This window comes from Acinetobacter sp. ANC 3929, assembly GCF_000369405.1.
In the GTDB taxonomy this organism is placed as follows: Bacteria; Pseudomonadota; Gammaproteobacteria; order Pseudomonadales; family Moraxellaceae; genus Acinetobacter.
This window is the reverse complement of sequence record NZ_KB849998.1, coordinates 715,844-736,944: the sequence shown is the minus strand read 5'-3', so window position 1 is coordinate 736,944 and position 21,101 is coordinate 715,844. Positions and strand designations below refer to the sequence as shown.

Below are 21,101 nucleotides of genomic sequence, written 5' to 3'. Positions count from 1 at the left end.
AGGATAAAAGATCATAAAGCCAGTGATGATGTCAGATACGCATATTCCTTTACCTGAACGGTTACGCCCTCGTGACTTGTCCGAAATTATTGGACAAGATCATTTGCTAGGTGAAAACGCCCCTTTACGTCAGATGATTGATCAAGGGCACTTGCCCTCAATCATCTTCTGGGGCCCTCCAGGCGTCGGGAAGACCACGATTGCATTGTTACTGGCTCAAGCCGTAGATCGTCCTTTTATCAGTTTATCTGCGCTGAATACGGGCGTAAAAGAGCTCCGTGAGGTGATTGCGGAAAGTGGTGACTTGTTGACACCTGTGGTATTTATTGACGAGATTCATCGCTTCAATAAATCGCAGCAAGATGCCTTACTCAATGCGGTTGAGAAAGGCAAAATCACCTTGATTGGCGCAACCACAGAAAATCCATCTTTTGAGGTCAATAGTGCGTTGTTGTCCCGCTGTCAGGTGTATACCTTAAATAGTCTGGATGCAGATGCCATTCAAAGCTTACTGAATAAAGCCATTCAAAGTGATAAGTTCTTGAAAGAACGTTTTATCCAGATTGAAGAATATGATGCGTTGATTCAATTCGCGGCGGGTGATGCACGTAAGGCCCTCAATCTGATTGATCTGATTGCCAGTACTTTTGAGCCTGATATTGAAAATATCGTGACTAATGCGATTGTGGTCAAAGTTGCGCAGCAAAATATTGCCCGCTATGACAAATCTGGTGAGCAACATTATGATCTGGTTTCAGCATTTATCAAATCCATTCGTGGCAGTGATCCAGATGCGACACTGTACTGGATGGCTCGTATGCTGAAAGGTGGTGAAGATCCAGTCTTTATTGCACGTCGTATGCTGATTGCCGCATCGGAAGACATTGGCAATTCAAATCCAAATGCCCTGTTACTGGCAGGAGAATGTTTCCGTTCAGTACAAGCGGTAGGGATGCCAGAAGCGAGGATTATTTTGGGGCAATGTGCGGTTTACTTGGCGACCAGTCCAAAAAGTAACAGCACTTATTTAGCCATTAACCGAGCGTTGGAGCTGGCAGAGAAAACAGCAAATTTACCTGTTCCATTACATCTGCGCAATGCACCGACCAAGTTGATGAAACAGCAAGGTTATGGGGTGGATTATCTGTATCCGCATAATTATCCAGAGCATTTTGTGTTGCAGGACTATTTACCACCTGAACTACGCGGCACCAAGTTGTATGAGCGAGCCTTAAATAAACGTGAAGTTGAAGGTGAACGTTTGCAACAGCGTCGCTGGCAGCAGGAACAACAGCAGCAGTAAGGGAATAATCTCAGAGATTTCCTCATTTTACATTTTCCAAAGCGAAGTTCTGTTTTAAAACGAAGGGATTTTGCTTTGGTCTAAACTTTCTATTTGTATAAAATGAACACAAAAAAAGCGACACTGGTTGGATTGATTGCGATCTTGTTATGGAGTTTGATTGTTGCTTTAATCAAGGAAGTCAGCAGTCATTTTGGTGTAGTGGGGGGCGCCGCACTGATCTATACACTGGCCTCAATTTTCCTGTTTTTCTCGGTCGGTTGGACCAGCCTCAAAAGCTTTCCCAAAACCTATCTGATCTGGGGCAGCATTTTATTTGTTGCCTATGAGGTTTGTCTGTCCCTGTCGATTGGCTATAGCAGTAATAATCGACAGGCGATTGAGGTGGGGATGGTTAATTATTTATGGCCGGCCTTCACTATGGTTGCTGCCATTATTTTTAATCAACAAAAAGCCAATTTCCTGATTATTCCTGGCTTTATCATTTCAATATTGGGTCTCTGTTGGGTACTTGGTGGAGAGCAGGGTTTTGATTTAGTCGGCATGTTGCAAAATATTCAGCAAAATCCCCTCAGTTATGGGCTTGCCTTTATTGGAACATTACTCTGGGCTGCCTACTGCACGCTTACAGCGAGAATTGCGCAGGGAACCAATGGCGTCACCTTATTTTTTATCCTAGTCTCAGTAGTGCTTTGGATTAAATATGTATGGATGGGTGGCGGTACCTTTGATTTTGACTGGTCTTCTTCAGTTTCATTATTTTTCGCGGCAGCAGCAATGGGCTTCGGTTATGCTGCTTGGAATGTTGGGATTTTGCATGGCAATGTGACGTTATTGGCCGGTGCATCCTATTTTATTCCAGTTTTATCTGCCTTTTTCTCGGCAATTCTACTCAGTACTCCGTTAGGCCTTTCTTTTTGGTATGGTGCATTTATGGTGTGTTTAGGTTCAATTCTATGCTGGGTAGCAACGCAGAAAAAACACTAAAACATTGTCTGGTCTAGCTGATGCGCTGAACAGTCACTGTATTTTTGTAAGCGGCCTCTAGACACTACAGATAAAAGGTCGCATCATCCCGCTTATCAAGGATGATCAAGTTCCACCATGACCACAAACAAAATTAACGCTGCGGAAAGTATCCGAGGCTTGGCATGTCTCGCCGTTGTGTTGTCACATCTATCATTGACCTTCTTTCCACAACTGCATAATTTTGATGCCAGTGCAGTACCGCAATATGATTTTTTTGCGCGCTTACATCACTCACCGTTGGCCTTCTTTTATTCAGGTACAGGTGCGGTTTTTGTGTTCTTTGTTTTAAGTGGCTTTGTACTAACCTTGTCTAGCTTTAAAAAGCACAATACCGCAACACAATTGAAAAATTCCTTGGTCAAACGTTATCCACGCTTGGCGATTCCAGCCTTTGTCTCTTGTATCATCGCTTATCTAGCTTGTTTTGTTCCAGTTGATGTATCTCATGTTTCAGAATGGGGGGCTGCATTGGCCAACCCACATCCGCAACTGCGTACCGCATTGTATGAAGGCAGTATTGGTGCATTCTTATTTGGTGATTCCAGCTATAACTGGGTGCTGTGGACCATGCAAATTGAGTTGCTTGGGTCATTGGTGATTTATCTCGCCTGTTATTTTTATGGCAAATTGCCGATTCTTTGTGGCATCTTCTTGCTATTGAGTGTGTTCACGGCTTATACGATCTCGCAAACGGTGTTATTGGGCCTGCTGAGTTTTGTTTTAGGGATGGGGCTATTTCTTTATGCTTTAGAATTAAGTACGACGATTTCAATCCTTTTGTTTCTACTCGGGCTATATTTTTGTGGTGCACATAACAGTAGTGCCAGTTATCAGATTTTTACCCAGTTTTTAGGTGAGCAAACTTATGATTACCTCAACTTTATTGGTGGCTTTTGCATTGTTTATGCGGTGCTGAAAGGCAAGAGGTTAGCGCAATTTTTTGATCAGCATTTTCTAGTGTTCCTCGGCAAAATTTCATTTTCGATTTATCTGATTCATCTTGCTGTACTTTATGCTTTGGGGATTCCATTTTTTAATCTATTGCATGCGCAATGGGGTGTCTCCTATTTAAATTCAGGATTATTGGCAAGCTTATTTAGTGTGTTATTGAGCATTGTTTTAGCACAGCCTTATAGTCATTATGTGGATGATCTTGCGATTAAAGTATCAAATAAATTGGCAAAAATGTTTTAACCAATATGCACATATCTGTGCATGTGACATGGTGCAGCATAGGAAAAATTGACCAATTATTACAAAAATAATTCACAAATGCTTTCTATCAGATGAGGAATCAGTTTTAATTAAAAAAGACATAATAAAAATATGGATTTCAATACATGAATCGCACTTATCTTAATCGATTGACTTTATTTACTTCTATATCGGTAGCGATTGCGGGCTGTGCGACGACATCAATGCCGATCTCATCCACCGAACAGCTGTTTTATGGTGGCTCGATTTTAACCATGTCGGGCAATAGCCCTGAATATGCAGAAGCACTCTTGGTGAAGGATGGAAAAATTCGTTTTGTTGGTTCAAAGCAGCAGGCTGAACGTTTGGCGGATAAAAAAGTTCAATCGATTGATCTAAAGGATAAAACCTTATTGCCAAGTTTTATTGATGCGCATAGTCATGTGAATATGGTTGGTTTCCATCAAATGGTCGCTAATCTTTACCCGATGCCTGATGGTCAAGTGTCTGGCATAGATTCGCTTGTGAAAGTATTAAGCACATGGAAAACGCAAAATCCAACGGTGATTAAAACCATGGGAGGCTGGATCTTGGGCAATGGCTATGATGATGCACAATTAAAACAGCAACGTCATCCGACAGCAACGGATCTCGATCGTGTATCTAAAGACCAACCCGTGATGATTTTGCATCAATCTGGGCATTTGGCTTCGGTCAATCATAAAGCACTTGAGTTGCTCAATATTAATCAAAATACGCCAAATCCAGAGGGTGGCGTGATTCGCCGTGAAGCTAATTCTAAAGTGCCCAATGGTGTGTTGGAAGAATCCGCTTTATTTACTGCAATTGGCTCAATTTTTAAAGATGTACCCCCAGCGGTGATGTTTCAGATTGCAGAAAAAGGTATTGATGCCTATGTGAAAAATGGGTTTACCACGGTACAAGAAGGACGCGCTGATCAAGGCACCACTGAAATGTGGCATGCTTTAGCCAAGCAGAATCGGCTTCCAATCGATGTCGTTTCTTATCCTGATATCACCACCAGCCAAGACTATATGCTGAAACAGGGCAGTAGCCGCCAGTATGATCATCATTTTCGTATCGGTGGCGTCAAAATTAGTTTAGATGGCTCACCTCAAGGTAAGACTGCTTGGCTCACTCAGCCGTATTTAGTTCCACCTGAAGGCAAAGATAAGACTTACAAGGGTTATCCTGCGATGAGTAATGATCAGCAGGTCAAGGACTATATTAATGTAGCGTTTAAGCAAGGCTGGCAGATACTTGCGCATGCCAATGGTGATGCGGCGATTGATCAATTTATTGGGGCCGTGAAAGATGCTACAGCAAAACAAGGCCAAGCCGATCGCCGCAGTGTGTTGATTCACTCGCAAACCATTCGTGATGATCAGCTGGATCAACTCAAAGCACTTGATATTATTCCGTCATTTTTCTCCTTACATACTTTTTATTGGGGGGATTGGCATCGTCAGCAAACGCTAGGTGAAAGCAGAGCTGCACATATTTCACCCACAGCCACGGCTTTAAAAAAGAATTTGATCTTTACTGAGCATCATGACGCACCCGTTGTACCACCAAGCAGTATGATGATGCTGGATGCGACGGTAAATCGAGTAACGCGTAGCAATTATGTCTTAGGTGCAGAGGAGCGAGTAAGCCCTTATCAGGCATTAAAGTCGATGACAGACTGGGCAGCGTATCAATATTTTGAGGATCAGACCAAGGGCACTTTAACGCAGGGTAAGCTTGCTGACTTGGTCATTCTGAATCAGAATCCGTTGACTGTGCCGAGTCGTGAAATAAAGAATATTAAGATATTGGCCACCTATAAAGAAGGCAAACTGATTTATCAGAACGCACAGAATTAAAGTGAAAACCGAGCCAGATGGCTCGGTTTTTTAATTATTACCAACGATAATTGATTTTGCCGTAATAGAACGCACCATTAAAACCAAAAGGCGAGAACTGGCTATAAGGCAAACTACCACCAGTCGGTTGGTTAATATCGTAGACATCTTTATCAGGATAAACATCGGTAATATTGTCGCCACCGACAGTGAAGTTCCAGTTTTGATATTGATAAGAAAGTGCTAAATCGAGTAACCATTTAGCTGAAAATTTCTGGTCTTTGGCTTCACCTGCATTGCTAAATGTTTTAAAGCTGCCATAGCGGGTCACATTGGTATTCACGCTAAAGTTTCCGAGCTTATAATCATTGGACAAGCTAAATTTATGTTCAGGTGTACTACCGGCCAATAAACCGTATTGCTCGCGACGATCAAGACGAGTGAGGTTAATACCCAAGGCATCTAAGATAGCTGGGTTTCCATCCACATGGGTCACTTTATTTTTATTGTAGTTATAGGCCAGTGAGGTATTCAGTTCCCCATAAGGTAATGCATTCCATTTATAGGTGGCAACTAAGTCAACACCGCGCGTGCGGGTATCGCTGGCATTGTTGAAATAACGAATGGTGCTGAAGTTGGTGTCAGTAATGCCTTTTGAATTCAGGTATTGGCGAACGGTTGCGCTGCTGGCATTGATATTGGAGGACAGACTAATCCGATTATCAATGTCGATTTGATAAGCATCCAAAGTCACATACAGTTGATCGGTTGGGGTAAAAACAAAACCCACGCTATAGTTTTTAGATTTCTCTGGTTTAAGTTCTTCGGCACCAAGCAGTTGAGCAACGTATGAAGTGGTTGGGAAGGTTCCTGCTTCAGCAAATTGGCCATTGATCAGCTGTGAAGAGGTTTGGGCAAAATATTGTTGTGCAAGACTTGGGGCGCGGAAACCTGTAGAGGCACTACCACGTACCGCAATTGCTGGATGAATCGCATAACGCAAAGACAGTGATGCATTATCGGTATGACCAAAATCATTGTAATATTCATGGCGATACGCGGTAGATGCCGAGAGTTTTTCGGTTAAATTGGCTTCTAAATCAAGATAGGCGGCATAACTGTCTCTTGACCATTCACCAGCGTCGGCGGATCGGAAACCTGCGAGCCCTGAAGAACCACTTTTATAATAGGACGCGGGATCACCTGCTTGAATTTGATATTTCTGATTTAGATATTGTGTTCCAAACGCAACATTCAGTGGGCTGGCGAGTGCTGCAAGATTAAACTCCCGAGAAACATCGAAATTCACCACAGTTTGAGCATTTTTCAGAGTGCCATTTTGAAAGCCGAAAGGGGTTGCGGCGGTATCTTTATAGAGATCGACGTTGATGGTCTTAGTATCGACATCATAACGATTCAAGCCATAGTTCACCGAGGCGTCATAATGCCACTCCGACCAATCCCCTTTTAGACCTGCAACTGCGCCAAAATCATCGAGTTGTCCTTGTATGATCGGTAGATAGCCATTGGGAAACAGCGCTGGCACATTATTAGAGGCATTGCTTAAACGGTAGAATCCAGCCGTTTCTGCATTGCGATGGCTATAGGTCGCAAAAGAATATAGCTCGGCATGATCACTGAGGTCATAACCTAAATTAAAGGCTGCTTTGACTTCATCGGAATCTGGGTCGCCAAAACGGAAAGTTTTTTGCCCATAGGTACTTGATTTGGGATCACGCAGGTCAGGGCCAGCACGATTGGTGGCTTGGCTATCTTGCCATTCACCACTAAAGATTGCATAACCGTAATTATTCAGTTGGGTACCACCTGAAACAAAAGACTGTTTTTGTTCACCATCACCTTTGTCATAAATCCCGTATTTGATGCCTGCCTCATTCTGTTTGGGATTAGATTTCAAAATAATATTAATCACACCTGCAATCGCATCGGAGCCATAACGTGCCGATGCGCCTTCACGCAGTACTTCGACACGGCTAATTGCTGAAATGGGAATTGCATTTAAGTCAGTAGGTGCTGAACCCCGACCAATAGTACCGCCCAGATTAATAAAGGCACCTGTGTGGCGACGTTTTCCATTGATCAAAACCAACACCTGATCAGGTGCAAGTCCTTTCAACTGCGCTGGCCGTACCAGTTCAGTGCCATCGACGACTGTAGGACGTGGAAAGTTAATTGAAGGAATAATCCTTGATAATGCTGTGCCGAGTTCATTGGAGCCCGTTCGTTCGGTTAGCTCTTTGGCACTAATCAGATCAATTGGCTGTAAGGATTGCGTTTGCGAGCGATTGTTGGCACGGGTGCCTGTGACGACAATGGTCGCGAGTGTTTTGACTTGTTCGGGTTCGTTCGGACTGTTTTCAGCTGCGTGCACATTGCTGTATAGAGCAAGCAAAATCAGGCTAGCACTCAGACTTAAAGGAAAATTTCTGAAAATAGGAGTATTCATTTTGATCTTCTAACTCAAGTTCTGTAAACATTTGTGAACATGGTAGGAGGATCAAAAAAAATTCAAAAACAATATAAAAACATAAGGTTAGAATAAAACTCGCAAAGCTATATCTATAAATTTTAAGTTGATGATTTATATGGTATTGATATTTAAAATGAAGTCGCTTGATTTTTGAATCGACAATAAAAAAACCAGCCCGATTGAGCTGGTTTTTATGCGAGCTAAAGGCTTAGCCTGACTTAGATATTGTCTAAGTTAATGCCTAAACGTGCAGCAACTTCTTCATAAGCTTCAACCACACCACCTAAGCCTTGGCGGAAACGGTCTTTATCAAGTTTTTTCTTGGTGTCTTTGTCCCATAAACGGCAACCGTCTGGAGAGAATTCATCACCCAATACGATACGGTCATGGAATACGCCGAATTCAAGTTTGAAATCAACCAGAATCATATTACCTGCATCGAATAATGCTTTAAGCACATCATTCACTTGGTAAGTCAATTCTTTCATTTTTTCAAGTTGTTCTGCAGTTGCCCAATCTAAAGCAATTGCTTGAGATTCGTTCACCATTGGATCGCCAAGCGCATCATCTTTAAAGAATAATTCAAATGTTGGCGGTGTTAACTCTTTGCCTTCTTCGACGCCTAAACGACGGCAAAGTGAACCAGCAGCATAGTTACGAATGACACATTCAACTGGAATCATCTGAAGTTTTTTAACCAGCACTTCAGTTGGAGAAAGCAATTTTTCAAAATGCGTTTCGATACCTGCTTCAGCCAGTTTTTCCATGATGAAGGCGTTAAAACGGTTGTTGACCTTGCCCTTACGATCGAGTTGCTCAATTTTTTCGCCATTAAATGCCGAGGCATCATCACGAAAGACCAAAATCAGGTGATCAGCGTTATCTGTCTCGTATACAGATTTTGCTTTACCAGTATAGAGCAAGGTTTGTTTTAACATGGAGGAACCTTTTGAAAAATATGCCTAGTAAACGACTAGGCTGGCCAATTTTGGTAAATCTGGGCTAACACTTCAGTGGCAACTTTAGGGTCGGCAAAGGTAGTGTCAAGTTTGAAGAGGGCAATAGTATTGCTTGAGCCAACAGCAGAAAGCTTCAATAGATAGTTTTGACCGTCGACCTGAATGGTTGCCTCATAGCCATGATCTGCTTGAGAGATGACTTTGTAGTTGAGGCTGCTGACCGTTGCAAAGGTATATTGCCAAGCGCTTGCTGTCGGACCTTCCACTTTAAGTAATGGATTTTTATTACCATCCATCACCAGTTGTGGACGCCCCAAGCTGGTTGCTGTCGCTTCAGTGGTATTGCTTGCAGCTTGCATTGACTCTGGGCGAGGTAATGCGTAACGGTTGCCAGTCTTACTCTCAAATGTTGGCGCATGTTGGATCGCAAGTGGATCAACCGTTGGTGCTGGATACAATGGCGTGAATGGTCTTACCGTTGCATTCTCAGGGAACTTGAGTGGTTCAAGCGCTTGCGCTTTTTTATAATCTAAAGAATGATTATTGAGGGCAAAACGACCACAACCAGCCAAACTTAAAGCTGAAATGACTAGGACAACACCAAGACGTAATTGCATCATAAATTGCTCGTATTAAATAATGCCCGCAGTTTTTAAATCTGTGCGGAGCGGTTCACGATATTGTTCTGCGAGAGTGGTTAGTGGCAGGCGTAAACCTGTACTAATGTATCCCATCTCATGCAACGCCCATTTCACAGGAATTGGGTTTGATTCGCAAAACAAAATATTGTGTAGATTTGCAATTTGTTGATTCAGACTTTGCGCTTTTGCTTTATCACCTGCCAAGGCAGCTTCACAAACGTCGCTCATTTGTTTTGGTGCAACATTGGCAGTAACCGAGATATTGCCTTTTGCACCAAGTAAAATCAGTTCCCAAGCAGTTTCGTCGTCGCCTGAGTAAACTGCGATTTTACCATTTAAACCTTCGATGAGGGCTTGACCACGGGGTACATCACCTGTTGCATCTTTAATCCCAACAATGTTTTTAACATCGGCAAGACGAATCACGGTCTCATTTTGCATGTCGACACCAGTACGACCTGGAACATTATAAAGAATTTGTGGAATATCAACTGCTTCAGCGATAGCTTTGTAGTGTTGATATAAGCCTTCTTGTGTTGGTTTATTATAATATGGCGTAACGAGCAACGCCGCATCTGCACCCAGTTCTTTGGCTGCTTTAGTGAGTTCGATTGCTTCGTGAGTTGAGTTTGCACCTGTACCCGCGATAATTGGGATGCGTTTATTGGCTACACGAATCACTTCTTTGATGACTTGTGTGTGTTCGTCCATGCTTAATGTAGACGCTTCGCCCGTTGTGCCAACAGCAACAATACTATGTGTACCTTGTTGGATGTGCCACTCAACGAGCTTCTCAAGGCTCTTCCAATCTACGCGACCATCTTCAAACATAGGGGTGACGAGTGCGACAATTGAACCTTGAATATTCTGTGCTAGCTGAGTCATTTTAAAAAACTATCCTATTTTCCCATCCGAGATTGAATTAGTTGAAACGAAATATTGGATGGTTGCAGTATTTTGATTCGCCGTTCAATAATGAATTCGATTGAATGACAATTATGCAAATTATGACTGATCAGCGGCATAAGAACAATATGCTTTAGTCAAACAGCCGAAAACTTTCATTCATCTTTATCCTGAATGATTTTCATCTTATGAAAAGTTGACGGATGGCTAGTCAGACGACGATAGGCAGCGTATGGTGTAGCAAGAAGCGATCTAGATTGAATAATGAGATGCAGACAGACTCGAAACACAGTGCCCTAATTGTCGTCGACGTGCAAAATGGATTTACACCTGGTGGAAACTTGGCAGTCACTGCTGCTGATCAGATTATCCCACTCATTAATCAATTGGCACGCCAGTTTGAAACAGTCGTGCTAACGCAAGACTGGCACCCTGATCAGCATATTTCTTTTGCCGATAATCATGAAAATAAACAGCCATTTGAAACCATTGAATTGCCATACGGAACTCAAGTGTTATGGCCAAGACATTGTGTACAGGGCACACATGATGCAGAATTTCACCCTGATCTTGATATTCCAACGGCACAATTGATTATCCGTAAAGGCTTTCATGCCGAGATTGATAGTTATTCTGCCTTTATGGAAGCGGATCGCAGAACACCGACGGGTCTTAAAGGCTATTTAACCGAACATCAAATTGATACGGTCTATATCGTGGGTATTGCTACAGACTTTTGTGTGGCATGGACAGCCTTAGATGCTGTGCAGATGGGATTTAAAACCTATGTCATCGAAGATGCCTGTAAAGCCATTGACTTAAATGACTCATTGAAAAATGCATGGCAAAGCATGTTAGAACAAGGGATTCAGCGCATTCAATCGACTGCAATTTTTCCATAAGCTTGAGCTGCTTGATCTAAAGGCGTTAAACTTCTAAAACTGATGTAGCAGCATTAGTAAAACCGTGACTTTAAGGCAAAATTGAGCGTTTTATGACAGTCGAACTTGATGATTTTGATCAGAAAATTATTCATCATTTACAAATGAATGGGCGTTTGGCCAATCAGGAACTCGCTGAATTGGTGGGTTTGTCGACCTCGCAATGTTCACGCCGTCGAGTTAATCTCGAGCAGAAAAAAATTATTACAGGCTATTATGCACAAATCGCATTGAGTGCAGATCCAGCGCCGATTATGGGCATTATTGAAGTGAAATTGCAGAATTACCATGATGCAACGCATGATCGTTTTGTTGAATTTCTGATGCATGAGCCTGCGGTGAAAGATATTCATAAACTGACGGGGAGCTATGATTTTGCCCTGAAAGTTGCAGTTAAAAATTTGGATGAAATGGTTAAGCTAATCGGGATTCTGTCTTCACAAAATTTTGGGGTGAGTAATCTGAACACCTCTATCGTGCTTGAAAAATTAAAAGAAAACGGGATTGCGATTAAATAAGAACAAGCCTGATCTGCTGCAATCAAATTCAAAATAACAGGGATGATCAAGTCAAAGGGATAGATTATTCGAATTGGAGTATTTTGAATATAAATTGCATTTATGGCAAAAATATAAGAATAAATTGCGAAATATCAATAAAAATGATCAAATATGCCATGTCTTTCTGTGAAAGACGTCTCTCCCTTAGCAGTTCTCCTATTGAGTTGTACCATTATGAATACCGAGCAAAATGTATCTCTGGTAAGTCCAGTCATGCCTGTGATTGACCAGCACTCCAAAATTGAAGATGCATTGGCGATGTTGATTGGAACATTCATTCTTTCGTTTGCAATGACGTTACTGCAGCAAGCAGGAATTATGACGGGTGGTACAGCAGGCTTATCTTTATTGCTCCACTACATTACCGACATTAAATTTGGTGTTTTATTTTTCCTGATTAATATCCCATTTTACTATTTCGCCTATAAAAAAATGGGTATTGCTTTGGTGGTGAAAACCTTTATTGCCGTTGCATTATTGGCTGGTTTTACTGAAATTATCCCGCAATTTTTTCACCTTTCGGATGTAAACCCAATTTATGCAACCATTTTTGCCAATGTGTTGATGGGGGTAAGTTTTTTAATTCTATTTAGACATCGTTCTAGCCTAGGTGGCATCAATTTACTGGCGCTGTATTTGCAGGAACGCTTTAACATCGCAGCAGGAAAAGTACAGTTAGGTATCGATCTGATCATCTTGTTAGCTTCGTTGTTCTTTGTGGACTGGAAATTAATTCTAATTTCAATTTTAGGTGTGATTATTCTTAATTCGATTGTTTTACTGAATCATAAAACCACAAGATATGTGGCTTAAACCTAAGATTTTTATTCTAATTCACTAAAAATATAATAAAAAACTCGAAGAAGGGCGAACCCTCCTTCGAGTTAAAGTATTATTCTACAGTTACACTCTTCGCGAGATTACGTGGCTGATCGACATCAGTACCGCGTAAAACAGCAACATGGTAAGACAACAGCTGTACTGGTACGCTATAAACAATTGGTGCTAACCATTCATTTACCGCTGGAATATGTACAACATGTTGACGGTCTTTACCGTGAATACCACTGTTCTCATCAGCAAAGACAAATAGTTCACCACCACGTGCCTGTACTTCTTCCATATTTGATTTGAGTTTATCGAGCATGTCATCGTGCGGTGCCAAAATAACCACAGGCATTTCATTATCGACCAAAGCTAGTGGACCATGCTTCAACTCACCTGCTGCATAACCTTCGGCATGAATATACGAAATTTCTTTCAGTTTCAATGCACCTTCAAGTGCGATTGGGAAGTGTGTACCACGACCTAGGAATAAGCAGTGATTTTTCTCAACGAACAATGCCGATAAACGTAGAATTTCAGTATCACCTTGTAAGGTATCTAAAATTACTTTCGGGCAATGCCATAATGCAGTGGTGATTTCATTCAGTTGGGCATCAGACAGGCGATTTTTGACTTGACCAACTTTCAAGATTAATAACATCAATGCCGCAAGTTGCGTGGTGAATGCTTTGGTTGAAGCAACCCCAATTTCAGGACCAGCAAGGGTTAGCAAATGATGATCTGTTTCGCGTACCATCGATGAGGTTGCAACGTTACAAATCGTCATGGTACTGATGTCAATGTTGCTTGCCTTAGCACGTTTTTGGGTTTCACGTAGTGCAGCCAAAGTATCTGCGGTTTCACCAGATTGTGAAATACAGATATACAAGGTATTGGCAACAATTACAGGCGTGCGATAACGGAATTCACTGGCAATTTCAACTTGGCAAGGTACACCAATCAGTTGCTCAAACCAATATTTGGCAATCATCCCTGCATGATAACTGGTACCACAGGCAATGATTTGGACTTGCTGAATTTTATCAAAATCAGCATTGGCATGGCTGAGGAAATCTTCACGTAAGCTGTTGCCATTCAATGCTTGAGAAATGGTTTGTTGAATTGCTTCTGGTTGCTCATAAATTTCTTTGAGCATGAAATGCTTATATTCGCCCTTAGATACATTGCTAACCGTTGCATCTAACTCTTTGACGGGGCGTTCAACACGTTGACCTTTTGCAAAAACTTCGATGCTGGTACGTGTTAGGCGGGCGATATCACCTTCTTCTAAATACACGAAGCGATTAGTGACAGGCAATAAAGCCAATTGGTCTGAGCTGATAAAGTTCTCACCAATACCTACACCAATGACGAGTGGTGAACCTTCACGAACGGTAATCAGTTCATCTGGATGTGCAGTGTGAACAATCCCTAATGCAAAAGCACCTTTCAACTGAGGAATCACTTCCTGTACAGCTTCCAACAGGCTATCGGTTTGCTTCAACGCATGATTGACAAGATGTGCAACAACTTCAGTATCTGTTTGTGAACTAAACACATAGCCTAAAGCTTGTAATTCATCTTTAAGCTCTTGGTAGTTTTCAATAATCCCGTTATGAACCACAGCTACGTTGCCTGAAACATGCGGATGCGCATTATTTTCAGTCGGTTTACCGTGTGTTGCCCAACGTGTGTGTGCAATCCCGACATTTCCAGTTAAGTGCTGTTCTGACACTGCTTCAGCCAAGTTCGCAACTTTACCAACACGACGTTCACGTAAGATTTTTTGATTATTTAATAAAGCTAAGCCTGCAGAGTCATAACCACGGTATTCAAGACGTTTAAGTCCTTCAATAAGAATATCGGTTACACAACGTTCAGCAACGCCACCAACAATACCACACATAATTTTATCCTCTTATTTTTTCAGCTTTTGGGGACGTTGATAATTTGCTTTTTCAAACTGTTTTGATCGTTCGACAGCTAAACTATGCTCAGCCACATCTCGGGTGAGTGTTGATCCTGCACCTGTTGTTGCGCTTTGACCAATTCTGATTGGTGCAACCAATGAGTTATTGGTCCCAATAAATACATTGTCTTCGATAATAGTACGATGTTTATTCGCGCCATCATAATTACAGGTAATGGTTCCCGCACCAATATTACAGCCCGCACCAATATCGGCATCACCTAGATAGGTGAAATGATTGGCTTTGGAACCAAGTCCGATATTTGAATTTTTCACTTCAACGAAGTTGCCAATATGCACTTCATTTGCAAGATTGGCACCTGGGCGTAAACGCGCGAAAGGACCAATTTGAGCACTTTCACCAACCACTGCATTTTCAAAAATGCTATAGGCTTGAACTTTAGTGTCCGCAGCAATACGAGTATTTTTTAGAATACATCCTGCGCCGAGTTGTACGTTATCACCCAGTTCACAGTCACCTTCGATGATGACGTTGACATCAATTTGTACGTCTTGTCCGCATTTTAAACTGCCACGTAAATCAAAACGATTTGGATCAATCAGGTGAACACCTTGCAGCATCAATTCCTTGGCTTGCTGCTGCTGGAATTGACGTTCCAACGTAGCAAGTTGTAAGCGGTTATTCACACCTTCAACTTCAAACGCAAGCTCTGGTTCAACTGAGGCAACTTCTAGGCCATCTGCAATTGCCATCGCGACAATATCGGTGAGGTAATATTCGCCTTGTGCATTTTCATTTGAAAGTTGAGGCAACCATTCATGCAGTTTTGCATTACTGACACAATAAATGCCTGTATTAAATTCTTTAATTTGGCGTTGTTCTTCGTTGGCATCTTTATGTTCAACAATGGCCTGAATTTTACCATCTTTGCGAACAATACGGCCATAACCAGTTGCATCATCGACAGTGAGCGTCACTAAGCCAATGCCTGTTTGAGTTGATGCATCCAATAATTTTTGTAGCGTATCTGCCTGAATACAGGGTACATCACCTGATAAAATCAGTGAAACACCTTCCTGCGGTAAAACAGGCAAAGTCATTTGCACGGCGTGACCTGTTCCGAGTTGTTCTGCTTGCTCAACCCATTCGATTTGTTCAGCAGCAAAGTTTTGTTTAACCAGTTCGCCACCATGTCCATAAATGGTAATAATATTTTGGGCATGGAGTTTTTTTGCCGTTTGAATCACATGTCCAAGCAGTGGACGACCTGCAAGTGGTTGTAATACTTTTGGTAGTTGTGAACGCATTCGCGTTCCTTTCCCTGCTGCAAGAATAATAACAGTCGTTGACATAACTAACTCTAATTCAATGGCTTAAGTCAAAATATAAAATGAAGAATAAAAATACAGAGTGCTGCCCAAATTCCCGCAATGATGTCATCCAGCATAATCCCTAGGCCGCCAGACACTTTTTGATCTGCCCAACTAATTGGAAAAGGTTTCCAGACATCAAATATACGAAATAAGACGAATCCAACAATGACCCATAGCCAATTCATTTGCTGTAAATAAAGCAAAGGCAACAGGGTAATCGATTGGCCTGCAAACTCATCCCACACAATACGCCCGTCATCATGAACATTAATGACCTTTGCGGTATGTCCACAGATATAAATGCCAATTAAGGACATAAATATGATCGCAATCACGCTTGCTGACAAGCCAAGGTATAACCAGAGTGGGACAAATAACAGCGCAAATGCAGAACCAAAAGTTCCAGGTGCTTTAGGTGCTAAACCAGAGCCAAAACCGACACCGCAGAATACGATGAAGCGGTCAAACCAAGTCATTTGGCTAAAGTGAATGGAAGGTTTATGCAAAGTGTTGGTATCCATGAACATGTAATGGGTGTGCTTTGCCCATATACTCAAATAACAATCCAGTTTGTTGGGTAATTTCGCCGATTATTGTAAGCGGAACATCTAATTGTTGTCGCGACAGTTCTTTGAAGTTTTGCGGTGATATTGTAAAGCATAATTCGTAATCATCACCACCCGCAAGTGCATAATGCCAAGCTTGTTGTAAATCGAGCTGCTTGAGTGATGCGTCTATTGGAAGCTGATCTAGCTGTAATTTTGCACCGACATCGGATGCTTTTAAAATATGACCTAAATCTTGGGCCAATCCATCTGAGATATCAATCATACTTGATGCCAACCGTTTGAGTTGTTGACCCAAATGACAACGTGGGGTTGGATAATCTAAGCGTTGTTGCAGTGCATGGCCTAGATGCTGTAGTCCAAAGGCTGCATCACCCACTTGCCCACTCACACAAATATAGTCGCCAATTTGAGCACCTGCGCGAGTAACGGCCTGACCGTGTTCAATCCAGCCTAAGGCGGTCACACTAATGGTCAGTTGGGCACTTTGAGTGGTATCACCACCAATTAGGCTGACACCAAACTGATCGCAGCAATCAAACAAGCCCTGACTAAATCCAGCCAGCCAGTCATGATCAACCTTCGGGAGACTAAGCGCGAGTAAAATACTATGCGGTTTTGCTCCCATTGCCGCTAAGTCCGATAAATTGACAGCCACACTTTTCCAGCCGATGGCATGAGCAGCAGTATCTAAGGGGAAATGACGGCCAGCAACCAGTGTATCTGCACAGATCACCAATTGTTGAGAAGGAGGGGGGGTAACGATGGCTGAGTCATCCCCGATCCCTAAACAGACATCAGATTTTGATGCACGTTTAAAGTAACGTTCAATAATGGAAAACTCAGCCATGCAACATCAAGCCTATTATTTTGCTTGTTGTTTTTCAGCTTCACGAAGCTTTGAGGAAAGACGGTCTAATACACCATTGATGTATTTATGACTATCTGCGCCACCAAAGTGTTTAGCTAGCTCAATTGCTTCATCAAGTACAACACGGTACGGAACTTCGAGATGATCTCGTAATTCATAAGCACCAAGTCGTAGGGTTGCAAGCTCGACACCATCCAATGCGCTTAATTCACGATCAAGCACTGGAATGAGCAACTCATCTAAAGCTTCATGTTGAGCAATCACTTGAGTGAGTAATTCATGGTAATAGTTAAGGTCAACTTTGTGCATGGCATTTTCTACACGCGTGCGTGCTTCAATTTCATGTACTGGGTTCTGACTCATTTGCCATTCATAAATCCCTTGTACAGCAAAACGACGTGCTTTGCGTTTCGCTGCATAAGCGGCCTGAAGTGTTTGCGACATGCTTTAAATTGCCTTTAATAAGTTAACCATTTCGATTGCAGTCAATGCAGCTTCGCTACCTTTATTTCCTGCTTTCGTACCAGAGCGTTCGATTGCTTGTTCAATGCTGTCTGTCGTCAAGACACCATTGATTACAGGCATTGTGCTTTCAAGAGCAACCACGCCTAAGCCTTTTGCACATTCACCTGCAACAAAGTCAAAGTGAGGTGTGCTGCCACGAATCACTGCACCTAATGCAATGATGGCATCAAATTTATTTGAAGCTGCTAATTTTTTCGCAACAATCGGCAGTTCCCATGCACCTGGTGCATGAATAACAGTAATCGCTTCTTCTGCAACGCCATGGCGTTTTAAAGTATCGATTGCGCCTTCAAGTAAATGTTCAACAACGAAGCTGTTGAAACGACCCACTAAGATCGCATAACGACCTTCGCTTGCGAGATGTAATAAACCTTCAATTCGGCGAATTGCCATAGCAACCTCGATTATTTTGCTGTGATTTGATCGGCAGTGATGTATTCCACTACCTCTAAATTGAATCCGGATAAAGCATTGAAACGAAGTGGAGAACTCAACAACTTCATTTTCTCAACGCCTAAATCACGTAAAATCTGTGCACCCACACCAATGGTTTGGTATTGATGAGACAGTGCTGCATTGGATTTGAGTGGTTTTGGCTGATTCAAACTCTGCAATGCAGGACCAAGGTCTTCTAATTGACCCTGACCAATCCATACCAGTACTCCGCGATCACTAGCAGCAATCGTTTGCATGGCAAGATCCAAGTTCCAAGCAGGAGAACCATCGGCTTTATTGAGCTTTAATAAATCACGAATTGGGCTGAAACCATGGACACGTACAGTGGTGATGCCTTGCTTTGGCTCACCTTTAACTAAGGCAACATGAATATCAGGATTGCCGATTTCACGGTACTTATACAGCTCAAAAGTACCGTATTCGGTCTCAATGGTTTCTTGAGACAAGCGTTCAACGGTTTGTTCATTGGTCATGCGGTAATGGATCAGATCCGCAATCGTACCAATTTTTAAGCCGTGCTTTTCCGCAAACACTTCTAAATCAGGACGACGCGCCATGGTGCCGTCATCATTGATGATTTCGCAGATCACGGAGGCTGGCTCTAGACCCGCTAAGCGGGTGAGGTCACAACCTGCCTCGGTATGACCTGCACGGTGTAAAACACCACCTGGTTGTGCCATTAATGGAAAAATATGACCAGGTTGTACGATATCACTTGGTTTTGCATGTGCTGCAACCGCAGTACGAATGGTATGTGCGCGTTCAGCAGCTGAAATACCTGTACTGATGCCTTCTGCCGCTTCAATCGAAAGCGTGAAGTTGGTTGCATGTTGTGCGCCGTTCTGATCAACCATCAATGGAAGATTGAGCTGTTTACAGCGGTCACGACTGAGTGTCAGACAGACCAAGCCACGTGCATGCGTAATCATGAAGTTAATATCTTCAGGGCGAACATGCGTTGCAGCGATGACTAAGTCACCTTCATTTTCACGATCTTCATCATCCATTAGGATGACCATTTTGCCTGCACGAATATCTGCAACAAGCTCTTCAACATGACTCAGCGGCATTCGCTTTCACCTTTTATCTTGCCTTTGTTAGGCACTAGTATTCGATAAATCTGGCATAGTTTACCGCATTTTAAAAAATTTCGCCTGTGCTTCTTTATCAATAAAAAGTCAGACTAAACAAATTATCTTGCAACACTTTATCCTGCCCAATTTTGCCACTTTACAAGGCGGTTTGATGCGATTGTAAGCTTTATATAATGGGCTAAACAAAAAAACACAAGGCTTTGTATCTAGACAAAGCCTTGTGTTTAGAATGACTCTATTAGCGGAGCCTTTGTGCTATTTATTCAAGCTCTGTCGATGCTTTAGCTTTTTTACCCATTAAAATTTCGGTACGTAACGTTTGAGCAATGGTTGCACATTGTTCATTCATACCATTAATCATAAAAGCATGACGGGTCATGATATTACTTGGATTTGGCATGGCCACTAATTCATAACTGTTTTGAATGCTTTTGAGCTGCTCATGATTTAAATGTAAAGCGGCTTCTTTGGCATGTAAATGTTGTGCCAAGCGTTTTGCTGCTTCAACTGCATCTAACTGCATGGCGTCGACTGCACTTGCAACTGCACCACGGGTTTGTAAGGCAAAACGTTTATCTTCACGATAACGTTTATACAGTACATCGGCCAATAACTGGAAAACAGCACCGACCATCATTAAACATTCAAGGGCATGACTATTTTCAGCTGTCGTTGCTAAGCTTGCGCCGTCTGCATTGAATTCTTGAATAACTTGAATTTTAGCCGCATCAATCTGGTAATGCTTGGCACAGAGCGCAATACTTTTATCTAAAAATAATTGGCATAGTTTGAAATAAGGCACAGAAACAGATTGGTTCACGCTACTCAATAATTGTTTAGGATCATAAAACTGAATATTGAGCGCCAAAGCTTGATCGTCCAGAGATACGGATTCAGCTGGATTTTTTTCAACACGTGGTTTGGCTTGCGCTTTTGCCTGCTGTTGTGCTTGGGCAACCAAAGTCACTGCATTTTGTTTTTCAAGTGCAAGAGCTTGGGTTAAACGTTGAATTTCATGCTTGAGATGATTTTCTTGATTGATACGTGCCAAGTATTCACTACGTGTTGGACGTGCGATGGCACGATAGGCCAACCAAATCAGCCCATGGATGAACAGTGAAACTAAAATCGCTAACCATTGAGTCCGCAAAATCTCACCGATACTCGGCTGGATTAAGGTAATTTCAACCGTACCGACTTTCTTTTCATTTTGTAGTGCATCACGAACGAACACTTCCCCTTGGCGGGTTTTAGCCATGCCGCTGGTTGCAAGCACTTGTTTACTCGCATCGAGAATACGAATGGATGCAACACTCGGATTGGTTACATAACGATTCGCCACCAATGCCAGCGAAACGGTATTGGCTGGTTCCAACTCAGCAAGACTATCTGCCACTAACTGACTAGTCATCAGTTGTCCTTGGCTAGCGCGATTTTCATTGAGTTGATGTGTCGTTGCAATCACCAATAAAAAGGTATGCAATGCAAAACTTACGATCAGTAGGCTAGCAAATAGCCCTTGGCGAGGCGCATTCAAGTTAAATTTCCAAGGCAAATAGATTCATGGGTTA

Annotated in this window: 19 protein-coding genes; 7 read left to right on the top strand and 12 right to left on the bottom strand. The window is 42.3% G+C overall.

Going from position 1 to position 21,101, the window contains the following annotated elements; all coding sequences use genetic code 11:
• Nucleotides 1–28 precede the first annotated feature (28 nt).
• The 4 genes from F909_RS12855 (at nt 29) to F909_RS12870 (ending at nt 5,412) form a co-directional block, all read left to right on the top strand.
• Nucleotides 29–1,303 carry a replication-associated recombination protein A gene (locus tag F909_RS12855; RefSeq protein WP_171067281.1) on the top strand — a complete coding sequence of 425 codons (1,275 nt, stop codon included), beginning with the start codon at nt 29–31 and terminating at the stop codon, nt 1,301–1,303.
• 102 nt (nt 1,304–1,405) lie between these two features.
• Nucleotides 1,406–2,290 (top strand): aromatic amino acid DMT transporter YddG, encoded by an 885-nt coding sequence (yddG, locus tag F909_RS12860; protein ID WP_005147862.1) that lies wholly within the window; start codon nt 1,406–1,408, stop codon nt 2,288–2,290.
• A gap of 117 nt (nt 2,291–2,407) precedes the next feature.
• Nucleotides 2,408–3,526 (top strand): acyltransferase family protein, encoded by a 1,119-nt coding sequence (locus F909_RS12865; RefSeq protein ID WP_005147861.1) that lies wholly within the window; start codon nt 2,408–2,410, stop codon nt 3,524–3,526.
• Between the two features lie 146 nt (nt 3,527–3,672).
• Nucleotides 3,673–5,412, top strand: coding sequence for an amidohydrolase (locus tag F909_RS12870; protein ID WP_005147860.1), 1,740 nt, complete (start codon nt 3,673–3,675; stop codon nt 5,410–5,412).
• A 37-nt stretch (nt 5,413–5,449) separates the two neighbouring features.
• Here the strand turns inward: F909_RS12870 and F909_RS12875 are convergent, their stop codons facing one another.
• The 4 genes from F909_RS12875 to dapA all read right to left on the bottom strand — a co-directional run bounded on the left by F909_RS12875 (nt 5,450) and on the right by dapA (nt 10,367).
• Nucleotides 5,450–7,858, bottom strand: coding sequence for a TonB-dependent receptor plug domain-containing protein (locus F909_RS12875; protein WP_005147858.1), 2,409 nt, complete (start codon nt 7,856–7,858; stop codon nt 5,450–5,452).
• 242 nt (nt 7,859–8,100) lie between these two features.
• A complete protein-coding gene (gene purC / locus F909_RS12880) occupies nt 8,101–8,820 on the bottom strand; it encodes a phosphoribosylaminoimidazolesuccinocarboxamide synthase (protein WP_005147856.1) in 720 nt (239 codons plus the stop codon).
• Nucleotides 8,821–8,855: 35 nt separating this feature from the next.
• A complete protein-coding gene (locus F909_RS12885) occupies nt 8,856–9,458 on the bottom strand; it encodes a hypothetical protein (protein ID WP_005147855.1) in 603 nt (200 codons plus the stop codon).
• A gap of 15 nt (nt 9,459–9,473) precedes the next feature.
• On the bottom strand, nt 9,474–10,367 hold the full coding sequence (dapA, locus tag F909_RS12890; protein ID WP_005147852.1) for a 4-hydroxy-tetrahydrodipicolinate synthase: 894 nt from the start codon (nt 10,365–10,367) through the stop codon (nt 9,474–9,476).
• A 290-nt stretch (nt 10,368–10,657) separates the two neighbouring features.
• Between dapA and pncA the strand changes: the two genes are divergently transcribed.
• The 3 genes from pncA to F909_RS12905 all read left to right on the top strand — a co-directional run bounded on the left by pncA (nt 10,658) and on the right by F909_RS12905 (nt 12,702).
• Complete coding sequence (gene pncA, locus F909_RS12895) at nt 10,658–11,290, top strand: bifunctional nicotinamidase/pyrazinamidase (RefSeq protein WP_005147849.1); 633 nt, start codon at nt 10,658–10,660, stop codon at nt 11,288–11,290.
• Nucleotides 11,291–11,382: 92 nt separating this feature from the next.
• Complete coding sequence (locus F909_RS12900) at nt 11,383–11,847, top strand: Lrp/AsnC family transcriptional regulator (protein WP_005147848.1); 465 nt, start codon at nt 11,383–11,385, stop codon at nt 11,845–11,847.
• Between the two features lie 216 nt (nt 11,848–12,063).
• Nucleotides 12,064–12,702 (top strand): YitT family protein, encoded by a 639-nt coding sequence (locus F909_RS12905; protein WP_032877731.1) that lies wholly within the window; start codon nt 12,064–12,066, stop codon nt 12,700–12,702.
• A 79-nt stretch (nt 12,703–12,781) separates the two neighbouring features.
• Here F909_RS12905 and glmS read toward each other — a convergent pair whose 3' ends face one another.
• The 8 genes from glmS to F909_RS12945 form a co-directional block, all read right to left on the bottom strand.
• Complete coding sequence (glmS, locus tag F909_RS12910; RefSeq protein WP_005147845.1) at nt 12,782–14,620, bottom strand: glutamine--fructose-6-phosphate transaminase (isomerizing); 1,839 nt, start codon at nt 14,618–14,620, stop codon at nt 12,782–12,784.
• 12 nt (nt 14,621–14,632) lie between these two features.
• On the bottom strand, nt 14,633–15,997 hold the full coding sequence (glmU, locus tag F909_RS12915; RefSeq protein WP_005147844.1) for a bifunctional UDP-N-acetylglucosamine diphosphorylase/glucosamine-1-phosphate N-acetyltransferase GlmU: 1,365 nt from the start codon (nt 15,995–15,997) through the stop codon (nt 14,633–14,635).
• Between the two features lie 26 nt (nt 15,998–16,023).
• Nucleotides 16,024–16,539, bottom strand: coding sequence for a phosphatidylglycerophosphatase A family protein (locus F909_RS12920; protein ID WP_005147843.1), 516 nt, complete (start codon nt 16,537–16,539; stop codon nt 16,024–16,026).
• Entirely contained in the window at nt 16,517–17,434 is a 918-nt protein-coding gene (gene thiL / locus F909_RS12925; protein WP_005147841.1) for a thiamine-phosphate kinase, read from the bottom strand. The genes F909_RS12920 and thiL overlap by 23 nt, the downstream gene beginning before the upstream one ends.
• 15 nt (nt 17,435–17,449) lie before the next feature.
• Nucleotides 17,450–17,899 carry a transcription antitermination factor NusB gene (gene nusB, locus F909_RS12930; RefSeq protein ID WP_004803459.1) on the bottom strand — a complete coding sequence of 150 codons (450 nt, stop codon included), beginning with the start codon at nt 17,897–17,899 and terminating at the stop codon, nt 17,450–17,452.
• Nucleotides 17,900–17,902: 3 nt separating this feature from the next.
• On the bottom strand, nt 17,903–18,373 hold the full coding sequence (ribE, locus tag F909_RS12935) for a 6,7-dimethyl-8-ribityllumazine synthase (protein WP_004803462.1): 471 nt from the start codon (nt 18,371–18,373) through the stop codon (nt 17,903–17,905).
• Nucleotides 18,374–18,384: 11 nt separating this feature from the next.
• Nucleotides 18,385–19,506, bottom strand: a complete 1,122-nt coding sequence (gene ribBA, locus F909_RS12940; RefSeq protein ID WP_005147838.1) for a bifunctional 3,4-dihydroxy-2-butanone-4-phosphate synthase/GTP cyclohydrolase II — start codon at nt 19,504–19,506, stop codon at nt 18,385–18,387.
• A 283-nt stretch (nt 19,507–19,789) separates the two neighbouring features.
• Nucleotides 19,790–21,085, bottom strand: coding sequence for a hypothetical protein (locus F909_RS12945; protein WP_171067270.1), 1,296 nt, complete (start codon nt 21,083–21,085; stop codon nt 19,790–19,792).
• Nucleotides 21,086–21,101 lie beyond the last annotated feature (16 nt).

Bases quoted from the DNA above. Each gene is read 5' to 3' on its own strand.
- ribE (WP_004803462.1), bottom strand. From the start codon at position 18,373: ATGGCAATTCGCCGAATTGAAGGTTTATTACATCTCGCAAGCGAAGGT.
- F909_RS12885 (WP_005147855.1), bottom strand. From the start codon at position 9,458: ATGCAATTACGTCTTGGTGTTGTCCTAGTCATTTCAGCTTTAAGTTTG.
- F909_RS12865 (WP_005147861.1), top strand. From the start codon at position 2,408: ATGACCACAAACAAAATTAACGCTGCGGAAAGTATCCGAGGCTTGGCA.
- F909_RS12900 (WP_005147848.1), top strand. From the start codon at position 11,383: ATGACAGTCGAACTTGATGATTTTGATCAGAAAATTATTCATCATTTA.
- F909_RS12905 (WP_032877731.1), top strand. From the start codon at position 12,064: ATGAATACCGAGCAAAATGTATCTCTGGTAAGTCCAGTCATGCCTGTG.
- F909_RS12855 (WP_171067281.1), top strand. From the start codon at position 29: ATGTCAGATACGCATATTCCTTTACCTGAACGGTTACGCCCTCGTGAC.
- nusB (WP_004803459.1), bottom strand. From the start codon at position 17,899: ATGTCGCAAACACTTCAGGCCGCTTATGCAGCGAAACGCAAAGCACGT.
- dapA (WP_005147852.1), bottom strand. From the start codon at position 10,367: ATGACTCAGCTAGCACAGAATATTCAAGGTTCAATTGTCGCACTCGTC.
- pncA (WP_005147849.1), top strand. From the start codon at position 10,658: ATGCAGACAGACTCGAAACACAGTGCCCTAATTGTCGTCGACGTGCAA.
- glmU (WP_005147844.1), bottom strand. From the start codon at position 15,997: ATGTCAACGACTGTTATTATTCTTGCAGCAGGGAAAGGAACGCGAATG.
- thiL (WP_005147841.1), bottom strand. From the start codon at position 17,434: ATGGCTGAGTTTTCCATTATTGAACGTTACTTTAAACGTGCATCAAAA.
- F909_RS12875 (WP_005147858.1), bottom strand. From the start codon at position 7,858: ATGAATACTCCTATTTTCAGAAATTTTCCTTTAAGTCTGAGTGCTAGC.
- yddG (WP_005147862.1), top strand. From the start codon at position 1,406: ATGAACACAAAAAAAGCGACACTGGTTGGATTGATTGCGATCTTGTTA.
- glmS (WP_005147845.1), bottom strand. From the start codon at position 14,620: ATGTGTGGTATTGTTGGTGGCGTTGCTGAACGTTGTGTAACCGATATT.
- ribBA (WP_005147838.1), bottom strand. From the start codon at position 19,506: ATGCCGCTGAGTCATGTTGAAGAGCTTGTTGCAGATATTCGTGCAGGC.
- F909_RS12870 (WP_005147860.1), top strand. From the start codon at position 3,673: ATGAATCGCACTTATCTTAATCGATTGACTTTATTTACTTCTATATCG.
- F909_RS12920 (WP_005147843.1), bottom strand. From the start codon at position 16,539: ATGGATACCAACACTTTGCATAAACCTTCCATTCACTTTAGCCAAATG.
- purC (WP_005147856.1), bottom strand. From the start codon at position 8,820: ATGTTAAAACAAACCTTGCTCTATACTGGTAAAGCAAAATCTGTATAC.